This window comes from Alteromonas sp. LOR (assembly GCF_000753865.1).
In the GTDB taxonomy this organism is placed as follows: domain Bacteria; phylum Pseudomonadota; class Gammaproteobacteria; order Enterobacterales; family Alteromonadaceae; genus Alteromonas.
Window position 1 is genome coordinate 730054 of the sequence record NZ_JQFW01000015.1, and the last position, 15664, is coordinate 745717.

Consider the following 15664-nt stretch of genomic DNA (forward strand, 5'->3'; position numbering starts at 1 on the left):
GAAAACAAGCCAAGTGGCGCTGGCGATATGCATAGCCTTTTCAAGCATGGGGTGGCAAAGCGTAAGCCATGCTCAGCAATCTACACCTGCAAGCCGCGATAGTGAGGCCCTATCGCTATCGGAAGCGCCCTCATTTACGTTTTCGGTGCAATCCCAATCGGCAGATGAAGCCCTAACCGAGTTGGCTAAGCAGGCAAATACCACACTCCTTTTTCCTTTCGATTTAGCCAAGCGAGTTAAAACTAACCCGCTCAATGGCACCTACACGCTGAATGAAGCACTAGAGCAGCTACTTGAAGGAACCGAACTAGCGGTAATTGCTGATGATTTAGGTGTGCTAAGCATACGCTCGCGAGCATCTTTAGTGGCTAAAAAGCCCGTTGAGCGCAAAGAAGAAGAGCAAGAGGATAATAGTAACGCCCTAGAACGCATTGCTATTGTTGGTACCAGAAATGCGCCTAGAAGCGCCGTTGATTCGCCGGTACCGCTGGATATTATTGGCGCTAAGTCGTTAAGCTCTCAAGGCAATGCAGACGTACTGTCAATGCTCAGCGTTATGGTGCCATCTCTTAATGTGAACGATCAGCCAATCAACGACGCAAGCAGCTTGGTAAGGCCAGCAAATTTACGCGGCATGTCCTCTGATCATACCTTGCTATTGCTCAACGGTAAGCGCCGGCATCGTTCTGCGGTCATCACCTTTTTAGGTGGCGGGTTGAGCGATGGCGCACAGGGCCCCGATATTTCAGTTATTCCAGCGTATGCGTTAAAGCAGGTGGAAGTATTGCGAGATGGAGCATCAGCGCAGTATGGCTCAGACGCTATTGCCGGTGTCATTAATTTTGTGCTTAAAGATGATAGGGAAGGAGGAAGCTTTGCCTTGAAATCAGGTGCCTATGGCGAGGGAGATGGTGCTTTATTCCAATTTCAGGGTAATCGGGGCTTTGCATTGGGCGACACTGGTTTTATCAATGTCACTGGTGAATATCGTCAACAGGGCGGAACGTCGCGCTCGGTGCAGCGAGACGACGCTATAGCGCTGATGGAACAAGGTAATGGTTTTATTCAAGATCCCGCGCAAATATGGGGAGCGCTTGATGTTGACAACGATATGAAGCTCGCTATTAACGCAGGTTATAGTCCGTCTTCCACCACGGCCTTATACGGTTTTCTCACTGCAGCTACTCGAAAGCTTTCAGGGGGATTTTACTATCGCAACCCCCAAACACGAGAAGGGGTGTTTAGCCGCACTGATACTGAAACCGGAGCACGGCGATTAATTGTTGCCGACTTAGATGGTATCGATTCTGGCATACAGTGCCCTTCAATTACCCTCACGGATAACAATGTGCTACAAAATCCCACCTATCAGCAGATTGCGGATAACAGTACAGAGCTTGGCATAAACTGCTTTGCGTTTAACGAGATTTATCCAGGTGGATTTACGCCAAGCTTTGGCGGCACTATTAAAGACGCTTCGTTGGCAGTGGGGCTTAGAAAAGAGCTTCCCTATGATTGGGCTTTCGATGTGAGTGCGAGTTTGGGTTACAGCAATGTAGACTATGAGATTTCTAATACGGTGAATCCCTCCTTAGGTCCACTTTCTCCTACGTCATTCAACCCCGGCGGCGTGTCTCAAGTCGAACGCACGCTCAATTTGGATTTTTCAAAGTTAATTCAGACTGTATTCGACGACCCTGTGAGTATTGGGCTTGGCATAGAGTGGCGAAAAGAGACCTATTTTCAAAAAGCAGGCGATGAGAGTTCATATATTGCTGGGCCTTATGCATTTGAGCCGCCGCTAGGGTTAAACGAGGGATTTTCAATTGGCTCCAACGGTTTTCCCGGCTATCAGCCTCAGTCTGCTGGAAACTGGAGCCGCAGTAATTGGGCTATGTACGCCGATATTGAATTTTTCGTTACCGAAGCACTACAGTTTGGTGTTGCCTCACGCCTTGAGCACTTTAGTGACTTTGGCACTACATTTGATGGCAAGTTGAGCACGCGCTACAAGCTTACCGATCTTTTTGCTTTAAGAGGCTCAGTGAATACAGGCTTTAAAGCGCCCACTGTAGGGCAGAGCAATGTTATTAACGTGACCACGGCCTACGGCCCCAACGGGCTAGAAGACCAAGCCACACTGCCGCCTACAGATTTAATATCTGTACAGCTTGGCGCAACACCACTGACACCAGAGGAATCGGTCAATTTCAGTGTAGGTGCGGTAATGCACGTGAGTGAATATTTCTTTGCCACCGTCGATTATTTCAATATTCGCTTGGAAGATAGGATCAGCACTACGTCAGCTATCCCGCTCACAGAAGATGACATTAGTGCACTTATTGCCGATGGGCGACCTGATGCGGCTAAATACAACGCTGCAAAATATTTTACTAACGATTTTGATACTAAAACACAGGGTGTTGATGTTGTTGTAAATTATCAATTTGCAGCAGGAGAATGGCAAAACAATCTGCTGTTTGCCTACAACTGGACCGATACGCAGGTAGAGCGAGTGACGTTATACCCAGCATTGGTCGATGGCGCGCTTCAGCTTACGCCAAATTTGACCAATGCGCGGATACGCATGCTGGAGGATAATTTGCCGGCCCACAGGGGAAGCATTACTCTCGAACAAGCTATTTCGTCATTCGCATTTACATGGCGTTTAAACTACTTTGGCTCATTTTATGAAGATCACTTAGATGCATCTGCAGGCTTTGATATATACGGTAGTGCAAGACTGACCATGGATGCGCAGTTTTCGTGGCAAGTGTCAGAGGAAACTCGTTTTACAGTAGGGGCGCAAAACTTATTCAATACGTTGCCAGATACTAATATTTTCAAGGGAGAGGTTGGTGCTTTGTATCCGCCGACTACGCCGGGCGGTATAAACGGAAACTTTTTCTACGCAGGTTTGGAGTTTGAATTTAAGTAGTGAAATGAAAAAAAGCCGGGCTCAATGCTGCTGGCTATGATTTGAAACTCGCTATGGTTTGTAACTAGCTATCGATTGATATCTGCGAAGCGTCGAAGCGATTATTAGCCCACGTTTTTGAATAGGGATTCGTCGATGATTGTTTGGTCAATAATTTGCTGAGCCATGCCGATACATTTGCCGCACTGAGAGCCAAGCTCTAAATGCTCACGTAATTCACGCATGTTGCCTACTCCGTTAGTCTCAACAGCAGCACGAATACTTTTATCGGTTACCCCGTAGCACATACATACAAACATTATCGAATACTCCAAATGAATCTGTAAATGATAATAATTGTTATTCGTGCTTTTGGCAAGGCTAGTTGAGAATAATTTTCATTAAATACGACTAATGGTTTACTGAGTCCTTTCGTTTCCCATACTGCCTTTAACTGCCGTGCTTGATAAGGCGTACTTTTATAGCACGCCCAGATTCATCAATTATTCTTCTTCAGCAAGGGGCCAGCCGCCCAGTGACTGGTAACGATTTACCATATAACAGAATAGCTCTGTGGTTTTTTGTGCATCATATAGCGCGCTGTGTGCTTCGTTTTGGTCAAAGTCTATACCGGCAGCTCTACACGCTTTCACTAGTACCGTTTGGCCAAGCGCTAAACCTGCAAGACTTGTGGTATCAAAAGAGACAAAAGGGTGAAATGGTGTGCGTTTTATATTGCATCGGGCTATGGCTGCATTCACAAAGCCTTGGTCGAAGGCGGCGTTATGAGCCACAATGACCGAGCGCTGACAATCGGCATTCTTTTGCGCCTTGCGAACGCCTTTGCATAACTCTTTCATTGCATCGCTTTCTTCAATAGCACCTCGAAGAGCACAATTTGGATCGATACCATTAAATTCTAACGCGGCAGGTTCAAGGTTTGCGCCTTCGAAGGGCTCAATGTGGTAATGAAAGGTTTCGTCTGGGTGTAACAGGCCATTTTCATCCATTTTTACCGTTACAGCAGCAAGCTCTAACAACGCATCGGTTCCAGCGATGAAACCCGCTGTTTCAACATCAATCACGACGGGAAAATAACCTCTGAAACGCTGAGATAAAGTAGGCATTGCGGTTGAAGACATAGATTCTCTTTTCAAGACAAGTGAATGTGAAGTGTCGTGAGGATAATCGCAGACACGGGTAACAATAGAACGAGATTATCGCAAGGATAATAGGCAAGTGCTAGCACGAATTAGCGCTGCACTTTTTTAAGCAATTTATAAACCTGCGGCGTTAGCATTGTTAAATACCGGTTTTTCACTGCTTGGCAAATCGCAACGCACGGTGTTAGAAAGGGTAATGCGCTCCTATAGAATGTAAATTAACAAATCACGTCTAAACTTTTTTGTGCTTAAGGCGATATACTGTTTATAGTTCGTATTTGCAGGTGCTAAGACAGGTACTCAAGCAAGTATCTAAGCAAGTACCTAATCAAGTACTCAAGCACGCGTGGCTGCGTTGTTAAATTTTCATTTTCTAGGCTTTTGTTATGCTATCGACATCTAAAATAGTGTGGAATTTTAAAAGAAGAGTTTCGTTTACGGGGCTCCCTTATATTTGCATGCTAGTTGTCACCGCGGCCGTTGTGATGAGCTCGACAGCAGCGCATGCGGCCATGCGCCAATACTCAGCAACAGTGGAAACGTCTAACTGGCAAGTCGATACAGAATCTCGTTTGCAGTGTACGTTAAATCATGAGCTGCCTGGATACGGTGATGCCATGTTTACGAGTGTGGCGTCTAAACAGCTGAATATGGAATTTGAGCTTGATATGCATTTGCTGCCCAATCGTTTTGATGTTGCTGCGGTGTACTCTGTGCCGCCAAAGTGGATGCCGGGTGTCGCACCAAAAACAATAGCGGACATGACAATGAGAAAGCAGTACAACGGTGACTTGCCTCAAGATGCGGCATGGACCATGCTTTCAGAGCTCGAAAAAGGGTTCTGGCCCACTATTTATTATCAAGATTGGTATAATAAGTACGACAAAGTGAGCGTGGCGCTTAATGCGAGCAATTTTACCGGCGTTTACAGACAATTCGTGGAGTGTGTTTCTAACCTGCTTCCTTATACCTTCGATGATATAGCCTACACTGTATTATCTTATCAAAATAATAGTACAGAGCTGACTAAGTACTCGCAAAAGCGACTGACAATGATAGGCGAGTATCTGAAAGAAGATGGTGAGTTAGAGCTCGTGCTGCTAGACGGTTATACCGATAGCTATGGCGGTCGTTGGAACAACGAGCAGCTTTCTATTAGAAGGGCGAATGAGGTTAAAAGTTACCTTACTGCTATTGGCGTACCTAGCGATCGTATTCAACTAACAGGCCATGGCGAAAAGCGTTTTGTGGCGCCCAATGATACGAGAGAGTCGCGAGCACAAAATCGACGAGTTGTAGTACGACTTTCTAAGTCATAGCCAGTGGTTTATCGGGCGCCATCGACCTTTGAACGCCTTTGTTCACGCCATGCTATTACAGGAGGTACCTGGTCGGTAAATATGCCGTCTACCTTAACTATGTCGCGCAACGCGTCTAGCAGGTGCGGACCTGTTATTCCAGGTGGCGGTGCATCTTGACGATAGGTATAAGGGTGAATGGTCAAATTATTGCTGTGTGCATGTGTTACCCAGTCTGCAGCTTCAATTTTTTTTCTCTTTGCGTCGTCTTGATTGAAAAGCTGAGGTACCCAAGGCCCAATACCATTTGCGTATTTAGCGACTTCTGCCATTCCTTCTGCACTTCTTATCCACGTGTAGTCAGTACTGCTTTCTTTCCAATCATTTTCGCCAATTAACATAACAACTTTGCCTTTGTAGCCTAACTCATTGCGAATTCTTTTCACTTCACTAAAGTCAAAGCATTGTAAGTAGCTGTTGTCTTGTGCACCGTCTAAATTAAATGCTTGAAGCGCGTCTATAACAATGCGGCTTGCGTCTACTCCTTCAGCCAAGTGAAAAGCCGGTGATTTAACTTCTGGGTATACCCCTATGTTTTTGCCAAGCTGGCGGTTGAGTTCGCTTATTAAATCAAAGTGCTCATAAAGAGTCGCAATGCTAAAGCGAGGCGTCGTGGCGGAAAAACGTGATGGAAACACTCTGTTTTGGCTTTTATCTTCTCGTTCGTGCACGTTAAGCCTGCGTAACTCTGCTAATGTAAAATCCCGAGCATAAAACCTGTCGTCTTCTCGTGCTCTTCCGGGAAAGACAGTTTCCACATTGGTGACTGTCTCTAAATGTATATCGTGAAGCACAATGGGAATGTCATCTTTGGTGATCACAACATCCTGTTCAATAAAATCTGCGTTAAGTGCAAAAGCAAGCGTCGCTGCTTCAAGGGTATGTTCGGGCAAATAGCCAGAGGCGCCCCGATGAGCGATGACAGTAAATTCAAAGGCTTGGCTTTCACCGGATTTTTCTGGGCTTTGCCCTGCTGATAGGGCTTGCGCTTGTGATACTTCAGCAAAAGGCAAAGACATTAAGCAGAAAAATAAAAACAACGAAATTCCGTAGCGATTGTTCATCAATAGACTCAAAAGAATTCTCCAAAAGAATTGTGCGTAGTCGGGGCGCTTCATTTATCAGTTACACAGTCATAAATAGCGCTTTAAAAAAAGCCGGTAACTGTAATTGGATTAAATGGGACTAGCGACCTTCTATTAATTCAATGGCATAGCCATCGGGATCGCGGACAAAGGCAATAACGGTATTGCCGCCTTTTACTGGCCCAGGTTTGCGGTAAACGTCAGCGTCATTTTGCTCAAGGTTTTCGCAAAATGCATAAATATCGTCTACGCCAATAGCGATGTGGCCGTAAGCGTTGCCTTTGTCGTAGGTATTTTCTCCCCAGTTATAGGTGAGCTCTAGTACAGTAGAATCCTCCTCATCGCCGTAACCCACAAAAGCGAGGGTGTATTCGTAGTCTTTATTGTCAGATTGGCGCAACAGGCGCATGCCCATTAGCTCTGTGTAAAAGTGAAGTGATGCGTCTAGGTTTTCAACGCGAAGCATAGTGTGGAGCATTCTCATAGTCGTTCCTTTTATTTATTTTCTATTGATAACTTATTGATACGTTATCGAAACACTTTTGATTAAGGGTAATAGGTAATTGTTAATACTTGAAGACACAGTTTAAATTGCTGGGTTTTAATCGATGGGTTTAAATCGTACGGTCTATATTTGGGCGTGCCCTAATAAGCCGATAAGAAAATGAGCGGTTTATTGACGGCAGGCCTTTATTCATACCCTAATTTTCTCTCAATTTTCGAAAATAAGAGTGTTTTAAACGTAAATCACAGATTTTTTCAAACGAGGAGAAATTAAAATCAAATAAAAATCACATGAAAAAAATCAATAAAGACTATGTAAAACAGTCGCTTGTAATTTAATTTGGCTTTTTTTGGGGTGAGGTTGGTAAATCAATGGTGAAAAGGTTAGACATGCCCATGCTTTGCATGTATCTTACGCGGGCTTTAGATATGTTTTACGCTTTACCTAATACTGCTTTGTACCACTCTTTTATTCCTTCAATTGAAGTTTTATATAGATATACATCTGCTTTACTAGCTCGTTTATGTCTATCGCTATCGGTGATTTCACCACTTAAACATCAATTTTTTAAAAGGTATATATTATGTCTAATTCTGTAAACGGTACAGTAAAATGGTTTAACGAAGAAAAAGGTTTTGGTTTCCTAACTCAAGACGGCGGCGGTAAAGACGTATTCGTACATTTCCGTTCAATCGCTTCTGACGGTTTCAAAACTCTTTCTGAAGGCCAAGCGGTAAGCTTCGAAGTAGAACAAGGTCAAAAAGGCCCACAAGCAGCTAACGTTGTTGTTCGATAAGCTAAAAGACGCTTAGAGTCTTTGAAGTGATTAGGCTCTCTTATGAGAGCCTAATATAAAGTTTTTGAAATTTCTTACTACCAATTGCTGACCACAAAAGGAATACTAAAAACAACAATATAATAATGATAAAAGAAGTAATTAATTTGCACATCCAATCTATAAAAAATTCCCCAGTACAAACTCCAATTTCCAATATTTCAGTCTATAAAAACAGCATTGCTTTTACCGAAGTAAACAGCAAACGTCATATTGAATTCAGTTCTAAGAAAGAAACTAGAGCCTACCTTAATTGGTTGTTGAACTTTTCATAACGCTTTCAGTGTTAATTAAATTCGTATTTGATTAGCTAGCCTAGCTCGAGAAAAGTGCTTAATACACACTCACAAGCCAAATTTCCAAAAAGCCCGTGTTAGAAGCGTGTAAATAAAAGCTCGTAGGAATAACAGCGTAAGAAAAACCGCATAAAAGAAACCACGAAATAGAACAGCCAACGTCCGTGTTAACTGTTATCTCGTGTCTTGATGCTACTTTGCGCCTTTTAAGTCTACGTCTGTATCTGCCAAGAGATAGATACTAGCTGCATAAGCTGCAATATTTTGCGCGAGTTCGTCAGGATTGATTTTATCTAGCGTGTCATCAGGTGTATGGTGTAAGTCAAAGTAATCACGACCATTCTGATTCAGTCTGATAGTGGGTACGCCCTTCGCTGCTAATGGAATAATATCTGGGCCTCCGCCTGCGATGTCAGAGCCGCCTCGAATAATGCCTAATGGTGACAGTATCTTCGCGATATCGTCCACGAGTTGCGTTGCGTCTGAATTAACATTTGAAACTAACTGCCAGACTGTTTGCGCGCCAAAATCTGACTCAGTGGCCACCACGTGATTTGCTAAATTTGACTCGTGCTGTTTTGCATAGGCAAAGGCACCTAATAGACCCACTTCTTCAGCGCCAAACATAACAACGCGTATGGTGCGTTTAGGTCGCTTTGGAAGCTTGGCAATAAGCGCTGCAGCTGCAGTGGTAATGGCAACACCAGCACCGTCATCAACCGCACCTGTGCCCAAATCCCAGCTGTCTAAATGTCCGCCAATGAGTACAATCTCTTCTGGCTTCTCACTACCAATGATATCAAGGATAACATTGCCACTGCTCACTTCACCTTTCCACTTGGATTCACTGTGAAGCGACATGGAAAGCGGTTTATTGGCTTGATGAAGGCGGCGAAGATGGTCTGCATCTGGATTAGAAACAGCAATAACGGGTATGTTTGCCCATTCGTCGCCGTTTTTACTCATCATGCCTGTATGGGGAAAGCGGTGGGAGTCAGAGCCAACAGAACGCACAACAAGCGCACTTGCTCCACCACGCTGGGCATGTTGCCATCCAATGCGTCGACGCTGATTGGCTTGTCCATAGCCCGCACCAGTTTGGCTTTTAACCATGGCGTCGCCATCAACAAAGGCAATTTTTCCTTTTAGCTCGTTGTCTTTAATATCTGTTAAGGCGTGAATGTCGCGAAAATAGACTACATCGGCATTAACTTCACTCTCGCTTGGGGCAGCTCCGCCAAGGGCTGTTCCATAAAGCGGCTGTTGATAAGGAGAGGTGAGCGTAATATGTAAGTGACCACGATCCCAGAAAGGCATTGTGAACTCTTCAATAGATACCCTATCAAAACCTAACTCTTTCCCAAGCTCGGCACCCCAGTTCCTTGCACGAGCCTCAGCCTCTGAACCCCCTAATCGAGGACCGACTTCTGTTGTCAGTGATGTAACTATGTCATAGCCCATATCACTTTTAAGAGCGGTTTGTATGAGTTGTTCTGCGGTTTCTTTTTGTGAATCGGTAATGGGGGAGGGAGCGGCAAGTAAGGATGTGCTAAACACCCCCATTAATGCACTCAGTGTTACTGCTTTAAGTTGTAGCATGACATCTCCAAGTTCTTGTTTGTCAATTTTGTGTTTTTATTTTCGTTATTAGGGCGTATTTATCTTTGCTGTACATTTTTGAATCATGACTCAATCATAGCGACTGCAAAGTGAATGTCGATATTGCATGCTGCAAGAACGTGATTTTAGAGGACAGGTGGCTCCGATTTTTACGATTTGCGCTTAACGGGCTTTGCTTTCTTCTTAGCCGCTAGTGTTTTCTTCTTTTCTTGCTCTTTAATAACTTCATTGATGAAACTTTTTCGCCCAAACTCTCTTGTTATTAGGCATCGGTCTAACGAAAAGCCTCTGGCCGGGCAGTACTCACGGCCGTAAAAAATTATTTGTAGGTGTAAGTCGTTCCATCTTTCTCTAGGGAATAGGCGTTTAGCATCACGCTCTGTTTGCTCCACACTTTTGCCGTTTGATAAACCCCAGCGATACATTAAACGATGAATGTGTGTGTCTACCGGAAAGGCTGGAACGCCGAATGCTTGAGACATGACGACGGATGCGGTTTTGTGACCCACAGCAGGCATAGCTTCAAGAGCCGTAAAATCTTGAGGAACCTTGCCGTCATGCTGCTTAATAATCATGTCAGAGAGGTGCCAAATACCTTTTGACTTCATTGGCGACAGGCCGCAGGGTCTTATAATATTTTGAATTTCTTCAATGCTCATTTTGACCATGTCGAATGGGTTATTTGCTAAGGCAAAAAGCTTCGGTGTTATTTGATTAACACGTTCATCGGTACATTGCGCAGAAAGCAATACGGCGACTAATAGAGTGTATGGGTCGGTATGATCAAGTGGAACGGGAATTTCAGGGTAAAGGTCGTCGAGAATATCCATGATGGCCTGGACTTTTTCGTGTTTCGACAATGTTTTTACAGCTTCACCCATGAATGTACTCTCTTAATAATAATTATAGTTACTTGAACCCTGTTTAAAGGCCGGATCGCCGATGGCAAAGAACGGTCCGCTGATGGCTATGTTTCTGCGGTAATTCTCACCCGTTCAGCTTTCGCTTTCGGTGTTGTCTCTTTTTCAGCGATTTTTCCGTCTATCATGTTTTTGACTGCGATTAATAAGCCCATGGCTAAAAACGCGCCGGGCGGCAAAATGGCCAGTAAAAAAGGGCTGTCTGTTTTAAACAGCGTGATTGTCCAGTTTTGTGCGACCTCACCGAATAGCCTATCGGCACCGGTAAATAAGGTACCCGCACCTAAAATTTCCCTGAGACCGCCTAAAATTACGAGAACTGCGGTAAAACCAAGTCCCATCATTACGCCGTCGTAGGCCGAAGCGAGAGGTTGATTCTTGGAAGCAAATGCTTCTGCTCGGCCAATGATGGCACAGTTAGTAACAATGAGAGGGATGAATATTCCTAGTGCCAAATACAGATCGTAGGTATAGGCGTTCATTAATAGCTGAACAATAGTGACGAATGAGGCGATGATCATTACGAATACGGGAATACGGATTTCGTTGCGCACAATATTACGCACAAGCGACACAGTAACGTTGCTGCCGATAAGAACAAGCATGGTCGCCAAACCTAGCCCTAACCCGTTTATAAAGGTAGAGGTGACTGCAAGTAATGGACATAGCCCGAGAAGTTGGACTAAAGCCGGATTATTCTTCCATAGGCCTTGAAGCGATAAATCGCGAAAATCTGTCATGATGGCTGCTCCTGACTGTCGGCGTTTATATCATTACCGATTCGGCATTGATTGGGGGCGTCAAACAAGCGAGTCTGATTCTCTTCCACGTAAATCAGTGCATTTTTAACGGCATTAACCACCGCTCGAGGGGTAATTGTTGCCCCTGTAAATTGATCGAACTCACCACCGTCTTTTTTTACCTGCCACGGCGCGAGGTTATCACTAGAAAAGTCTTTTCCTGCGAATATTTTTATCCAGTCGCTAACGGCAAGCTCTACCTTATCACCAAGCCCTGGGGTCTCTTTATGCTCAACAACACGAACGCCCAGTACATTGAGATTAACATCAACGCCAATAACCATGTCGATGTTGCCGCTATATCCATCAGGGGCTGTGGCTTGTACAACAAGCCCACTGGGTTGACTGTTTAGGCGCGCTCGATATACAGCATGATTGCCAGGACCAAGGGCCGAAGAATCAATAACCGTACAGTCGGCGTAGAGCGGGTTAGTGTGCAGTGAACTTGGCACCACTTCGTTAAGTACACTCAAAAGTTTGCGTCTTTTTTGCTCTTCAATAGTGTCTTTTGTACCAAAGAAAGTAACGGCAATAAGTGCGGTAGTCACAATCGCGAAGGCACCTAGCATCGCGCCGTTTTTAATCAGGCTATCTTTTATCGGGTTATTTTTAAAAAAGCTGCCTTTTGACATTACTTAGCCCCCCGTTTGCTACTTACATTTTTGCCATAAACGCGTGGGCGTGTGTAGTAGTCAATTAAGGGCACTGCCATGTTCATAATAATAACTGCAAACGCTACGGCGTCGGGGTAACCACCAAACACACGGATAATAACAACCCAAAATCCAATAGCAGCACCAAAAATGATACGGCCCTTTGGGGTAGTGGATGCCGAAACGGGGTCGGTGGCAATAAAAAATGCACCAACAATGACAGCGCCGTTGAGTAAATGAAATAGAGGTGAAGCGTACAGGTCGCCGTTAACTAAGTGCAGTACGGCTGCGCAAACAAACACACTAATTACCATGCTGCCAGGAATATGCCAGCTAATGACGCGGGTTTTCACTAAGGCCAGACCGCCAAGTAGGTAAGCGAGACTAACCCAGCCCCAACCAGCACCTGCTGCATCAAACAGGCTACCGTCAAATGTGGGTTTCGCTAATGACTCTGAGTATGTGAGCCCCTGCGTTAAATCAGTTTTTAATGTATCTAGAGGCGTGGCCATAGTGACTCCGTCAACCATAGATGCGCCGCCGGCTACCGTTCTTAGTTGAGTAACATCATAGCCGCTGGTGGTAAATCCGGTAAAAATAAGTGATGCCGAGTCGAGAAAACTAGGTGTAATGGCGGCATGTGTTGCAGCAGGAAGCCACAAACTCATCGCTGCCGGAAACGAGATAAGTAGCACCACGTAAGCTATCATAGCGGGATTGAATATATTGAAACCAAGCCCACCGTAAACTTGTTTTGCAACGGCAATGGCAAAAAACACCCCAATAATAGTCATCCACCAAGGTAGGGTAGGTGGAATACTGATAGCGATAAGCAGGCCCGTTAGCACCGCACTATAGTCAGTAAGCGTTCTCTCAATAGGGCGCTTTCGCAAATACAATATCACGCCTTCAAATATGAGCGCGCTAGCCACTGCGATGACAGCTTGAATAAGCATGCCCCAACCAAAAAACCACGACTGCGCTATCATGCCAGGGATCATGGCATAAATGACTATGCGCATGACTTGGCCCGTATCTCGTTTTACGCGCTGATGTGGTGAGCTTGATAAACTTAATTTCATTTCAACTCTTTCTCTTTATCAATAGCTGCTTTTTTGGCTTTGGCTTTTGCCACCGCAGCTGCAATACGCGCTATTTTCGCATCTGCGGCACTTTTAGCATCTCCGCCACTGTTAGAATTTGCGGTACTATTCTTTTGTGGATGGTGATTTTGTGAACCGTGCTCTTGCGAACCAGTCTCTTCCTTATTACTCGGTGTGCTGATGCTTTCGTTTTTTGACACCTCAGCGGCTTCATTACTCTCTCTTTTGCTGATATGACGTTCTTCACCGCTGGTTTTGCTTATTGCACCGCTATTAATGCTCTGCTTTGCACTAGCTTTTTTCGCTTTTGCTTTAGCCACCGCAGCTGCAATACGGGCTTTCTTCTCATCAGCCTCACTTAAAGGCGTATCATTTACCCCAGTGTCACCCGTGGTGCTCGCAAGTTCCGCTTCTTTAGCGGGCTCAGCGTTAGAAAGCTCAGATTTAGAAGACTCAGATTTAGAAGGCTCAGCTTCAGAAGGCTTAGCTTCAAAAGACGAGGGCTCATCGCTAGATGGCGCAGATGACTGTTGAGCTGACTTTTTGGCTTTAGCTCTCGCTATGGCAGCAGCAATCTTCGCTTTTTTATCATCAACGTCTGCTGTGCCCGAAGATGACACCTCGGATGCGTTTGCCGCCCGAGCTTCCTTCTTCGCCTTTGCTCTGGCAATTGCTGCAGCAACTTGCGCCTTTTTATCACTACCCGATCCGTCGCTTGAATCGCCGCTTGATTTAGCGCTTGAATCGATGGCTGTTACCTGGGCGCTTTCTTGCGTCTTAGGCTCAGATTGACTTTGATTACTGACATTACTTTGTAGCGCTGCTTTTTTAGCTTTAGCTCGGGCAAGTGCCGCCGCCACTTTGTCTTTGGTGTCACTCGCCGGTTGTGCTGGTACGTCAGTGTTTGCCGGTTTAGCTTGATTTGCTGCCAGTCGCGCCTCTTTTGCTCTGCGATGCTTTTCTTCTCTTTCGCGTTTTTCCCGCTCTAGGCGCTCATTTCTGGCTTCAAAACGCTGCTTAGCTTTTTCAGCTTTATTCTTTTCATCTCGTTGGGTGCGAATGTCAGCTTTAGCCTGTCTGTAGTAGTGCACCAGTGGAATTTCACTAGGGCATACATACGCACATGCACCGCATTCTATGCAGTCGAATAAGTCGTACTCTTCCGCTTTGTCATATTCTTTGGCTTTCGCATGCCAAAACATTTGCTGTGGCAGTAAAGACGCTGGACAAGCATCAGCACAGGCGCTGCATCTAATACAAGGACGCTCAGCATTGTCGTCTACCAATTCTTTTTTGCTGGGTACTAGCAAGCAGTTTGTTGTTTTTATAATAGGAATGGTGGCATCTGATAAAGTGAACCCCATCATAGGGCCGCCCATTACTACTTTCGGTGCTTTTTGTTTTTTTGGATTGTACTGGGCCTGTTCAAGTAAATGAGCAACAGGTGTACCAATAAGTGCTTTGAAATTGCCTGGCTGTTTAACGGCTTCTCCCGTCACCGTCACCACTCTCTCTACGAGAGGCTTTCCCTGCAAAATGGCATCGGCTACTGCGTAGCAAGTACCGACGTTAAACATGACCACGCCGATATCAACAGGTAAGCCGTCGCGGGGAACCTCTCTGCCAGTGAGCACTTGAATAAGCTGCTTTTCACCGCCGGCAGGGTACTTTGTTTCCACACTAACAACTCGGTAAGCATCTTTGTCTTGGCAGGCAATGTTTAATGCCTGAAGTGCTTCCGGCTTGTTGTCTTCTATCGCTACAATAATGGCCTTGGGGTTAATAAGGTGCGCTAATATGTCGAGCCCTTGCCTAATTTGCCAGGCATGCTCTCTCATCAAACGGTCATCTGATGTGATATAGGGCTCACACTCAATGCCGTTTAACACCAAAAACTCTATAGGCTTCGATGTTGATGTTTTTATATGTGTTGGAAACCCTGCGCCGCCCATCCCAGAAATACCTGCTTGGCAGATATGGTTAATTAATTCGTTTTTATTGACCTCTGTGTAATTGGGAATAGGACTTAAATCACACCATGTATCATTTCCATCAGGTTTCAATGTGATACACATCTCAGTTAACCCACTAGGGTGGGCAACAACATGTGGTGCAATTGCGATAATTTCGCCGGATGTGGGCGCGTGCACCGGCACCGCAAACGGCGTTGCGCTTTGCGACAGTATTTGCCCTTTTTGCACCTTATCGCCCACTTCAACGCAGCACGCGCCATCAGAGCCAATATGCTGACGCATAGGGATAATAAGATGCGCTGGTAAAGAAGGCACTTGTATCGTCGTTGTATTGGATAGCGACTTTTTGTCGTCGGGGTGCACGCCACCTGGAAACGAATACAGCTTGTTGTTGTTCAGCGTTTCAATAATGGAATCAAAGCTTGGAGATAACACG

Annotated in this window: 13 protein-coding genes; 3 read left to right on the forward strand and 10 right to left on the reverse strand. The window is 45.1% G+C overall.

The features are described from left to right. Positions 1-46: 46 nt before the first annotated feature. On the forward strand, positions 47-2938 hold the full coding sequence (locus tag JV36_RS0108515) for a TonB-dependent receptor (RefSeq protein WP_052010022.1): 2892 nt from the start codon (positions 47-49) through the stop codon (positions 2936-2938). Between the two features lie 104 nt (positions 2939-3042). Here JV36_RS0108515 and JV36_RS0108520 read toward each other — a convergent pair whose 3' ends face one another. Continuing rightward, a complete protein-coding gene (locus tag JV36_RS0108520; RefSeq protein ID WP_032094496.1) occupies positions 3043-3237 on the reverse strand; it encodes a bacterioferritin-associated ferredoxin in 195 nt (64 codons plus the stop codon). A 183-nt stretch (positions 3238-3420) separates the two neighbouring features. Next, positions 3421-4059: a ribonuclease T gene (rnt, locus tag JV36_RS0108525; RefSeq protein ID WP_235207799.1), complete on the reverse strand. Its 639-nt coding sequence runs from the start codon at positions 4057-4059 to the stop codon at positions 3421-3423. A 479-nt stretch (positions 4060-4538) separates the two neighbouring features. Between rnt and JV36_RS0108530 the strand changes: the two genes are divergently transcribed. Then, positions 4539-5399 carry a flagellar protein MotY gene (locus JV36_RS0108530; protein WP_032094497.1) on the forward strand — a complete coding sequence of 287 codons (861 nt, stop codon included), beginning with the start codon at positions 4539-4541 and terminating at the stop codon, positions 5397-5399. Positions 5400-5407: 8 nt separating this feature from the next. Here the strand turns inward: JV36_RS0108530 and glpQ are convergent, their stop codons facing one another. Both glpQ and gloA read right to left on the reverse strand, forming a co-directional pair. Further along, positions 5408-6514: a glycerophosphodiester phosphodiesterase gene (glpQ, locus tag JV36_RS0108535; RefSeq protein WP_235207800.1), complete on the reverse strand. Its 1107-nt coding sequence runs from the start codon at positions 6512-6514 to the stop codon at positions 5408-5410. Between the two features lie 109 nt (positions 6515-6623). Then, positions 6624-7007, reverse strand: a complete 384-nt coding sequence (gene gloA / locus JV36_RS0108540; protein ID WP_032094498.1) for a lactoylglutathione lyase — start codon at positions 7005-7007, stop codon at positions 6624-6626. A gap of 604 nt (positions 7008-7611) precedes the next feature. On the opposite strand from gloA, the gene cspE reads away from it, so the two are divergent. Continuing rightward, positions 7612-7824 (forward strand): transcription antiterminator/RNA stability regulator CspE, encoded by a 213-nt coding sequence (gene cspE / locus JV36_RS0108545; protein WP_032094499.1) that lies wholly within the window; start codon positions 7612-7614, stop codon positions 7822-7824. A gap of 527 nt (positions 7825-8351) precedes the next feature. On the opposite strand, the gene JV36_RS0108555 is transcribed toward cspE, so the two are convergent. From JV36_RS0108555 to rsxC, 6 genes are all read right to left on the reverse strand, one after another. Next, entirely contained in the window at positions 8352-9722 is a 1371-nt protein-coding gene (locus JV36_RS0108555) for a M20/M25/M40 family metallo-hydrolase (protein ID WP_326938214.1), read from the reverse strand. Positions 9723-9928: 206 nt separating this feature from the next. Beyond that, entirely contained in the window at positions 9929-10660 is a 732-nt protein-coding gene (locus tag JV36_RS0108560) for an endonuclease III domain-containing protein (RefSeq protein ID WP_032094502.1), read from the reverse strand. A gap of 86 nt (positions 10661-10746) precedes the next feature. Then, positions 10747-11439, reverse strand: a complete 693-nt coding sequence (locus JV36_RS0108565; protein WP_032094503.1) for an electron transport complex subunit E — start codon at positions 11437-11439, stop codon at positions 10747-10749. Further along, a complete protein-coding gene (gene rsxG, locus JV36_RS0108570; protein WP_052010015.1) occupies positions 11436-12131 on the reverse strand; it encodes an electron transport complex subunit RsxG in 696 nt (231 codons plus the stop codon). The genes JV36_RS0108565 and rsxG overlap by 4 nt, the downstream gene beginning before the upstream one ends. Continuing rightward, the gene (gene rsxD, locus JV36_RS0108575; RefSeq protein WP_032094504.1) at positions 12131-13234 is read right to left on the reverse strand and encodes an electron transport complex subunit RsxD; all 1104 of its coding nucleotides are present in this window, start codon (positions 13232-13234) and stop codon (positions 12131-12133) included. Before rsxD ends, rsxG begins: the two co-directional genes overlap by 1 nt. Continuing rightward, positions 13231-15663: an electron transport complex subunit RsxC gene (rsxC, locus tag JV36_RS0108580; RefSeq protein WP_032094505.1), complete on the reverse strand. Its 2433-nt coding sequence runs from the start codon at positions 15661-15663 to the stop codon at positions 13231-13233. Before rsxC ends, rsxD begins: the two co-directional genes overlap by 4 nt. Position 15664 lies beyond the last annotated feature (1 nt).

Excerpts from the sequence above, each read along its gene's own strand:
- rsxD (WP_032094504.1), bottom strand. The coding sequence starts at position 13,234 with ATGAAATTAAGTTTATCAAGCTCACCACATCAGCGCGTAAAACGAGAT.
- JV36_RS0108555 (WP_326938214.1), bottom strand. The coding sequence starts at position 9,722 with ATGGGGGTGTTTAGCACATCCTTACTTGCCGCTCCCTCCCCCATTACC.
- cspE (WP_032094499.1), top strand. The coding sequence starts at position 7,612 with ATGTCTAATTCTGTAAACGGTACAGTAAAATGGTTTAACGAAGAAAAA.
- gloA (WP_032094498.1), bottom strand. The coding sequence starts at position 7,007 with ATGAGAATGCTCCACACTATGCTTCGCGTTGAAAACCTAGACGCATCA.
- JV36_RS0108565 (WP_032094503.1), bottom strand. The coding sequence starts at position 11,439 with ATGACAGATTTTCGCGATTTATCGCTTCAAGGCCTATGGAAGAATAAT.
- JV36_RS0108530 (WP_032094497.1), top strand. The coding sequence starts at position 4,539 with ATGCTAGTTGTCACCGCGGCCGTTGTGATGAGCTCGACAGCAGCGCAT.
- rnt (WP_235207799.1), bottom strand. The coding sequence starts at position 4,059 with ATGTCTTCAACCGCAATGCCTACTTTATCTCAGCGTTTCAGAGGTTAT.
- rsxG (WP_052010015.1), bottom strand. The coding sequence starts at position 12,131 with ATGTCAAAAGGCAGCTTTTTTAAAAATAACCCGATAAAAGATAGCCTG.
- JV36_RS0108560 (WP_032094502.1), bottom strand. The coding sequence starts at position 10,660 with ATGGGTGAAGCTGTAAAAACATTGTCGAAACACGAAAAAGTCCAGGCC.
- JV36_RS0108520 (WP_032094496.1), bottom strand. The coding sequence starts at position 3,237 with ATGTTTGTATGTATGTGCTACGGGGTAACCGATAAAAGTATTCGTGCT.
- JV36_RS0108515 (WP_052010022.1), top strand. The coding sequence starts at position 47 with ATGGGGTGGCAAAGCGTAAGCCATGCTCAGCAATCTACACCTGCAAGC.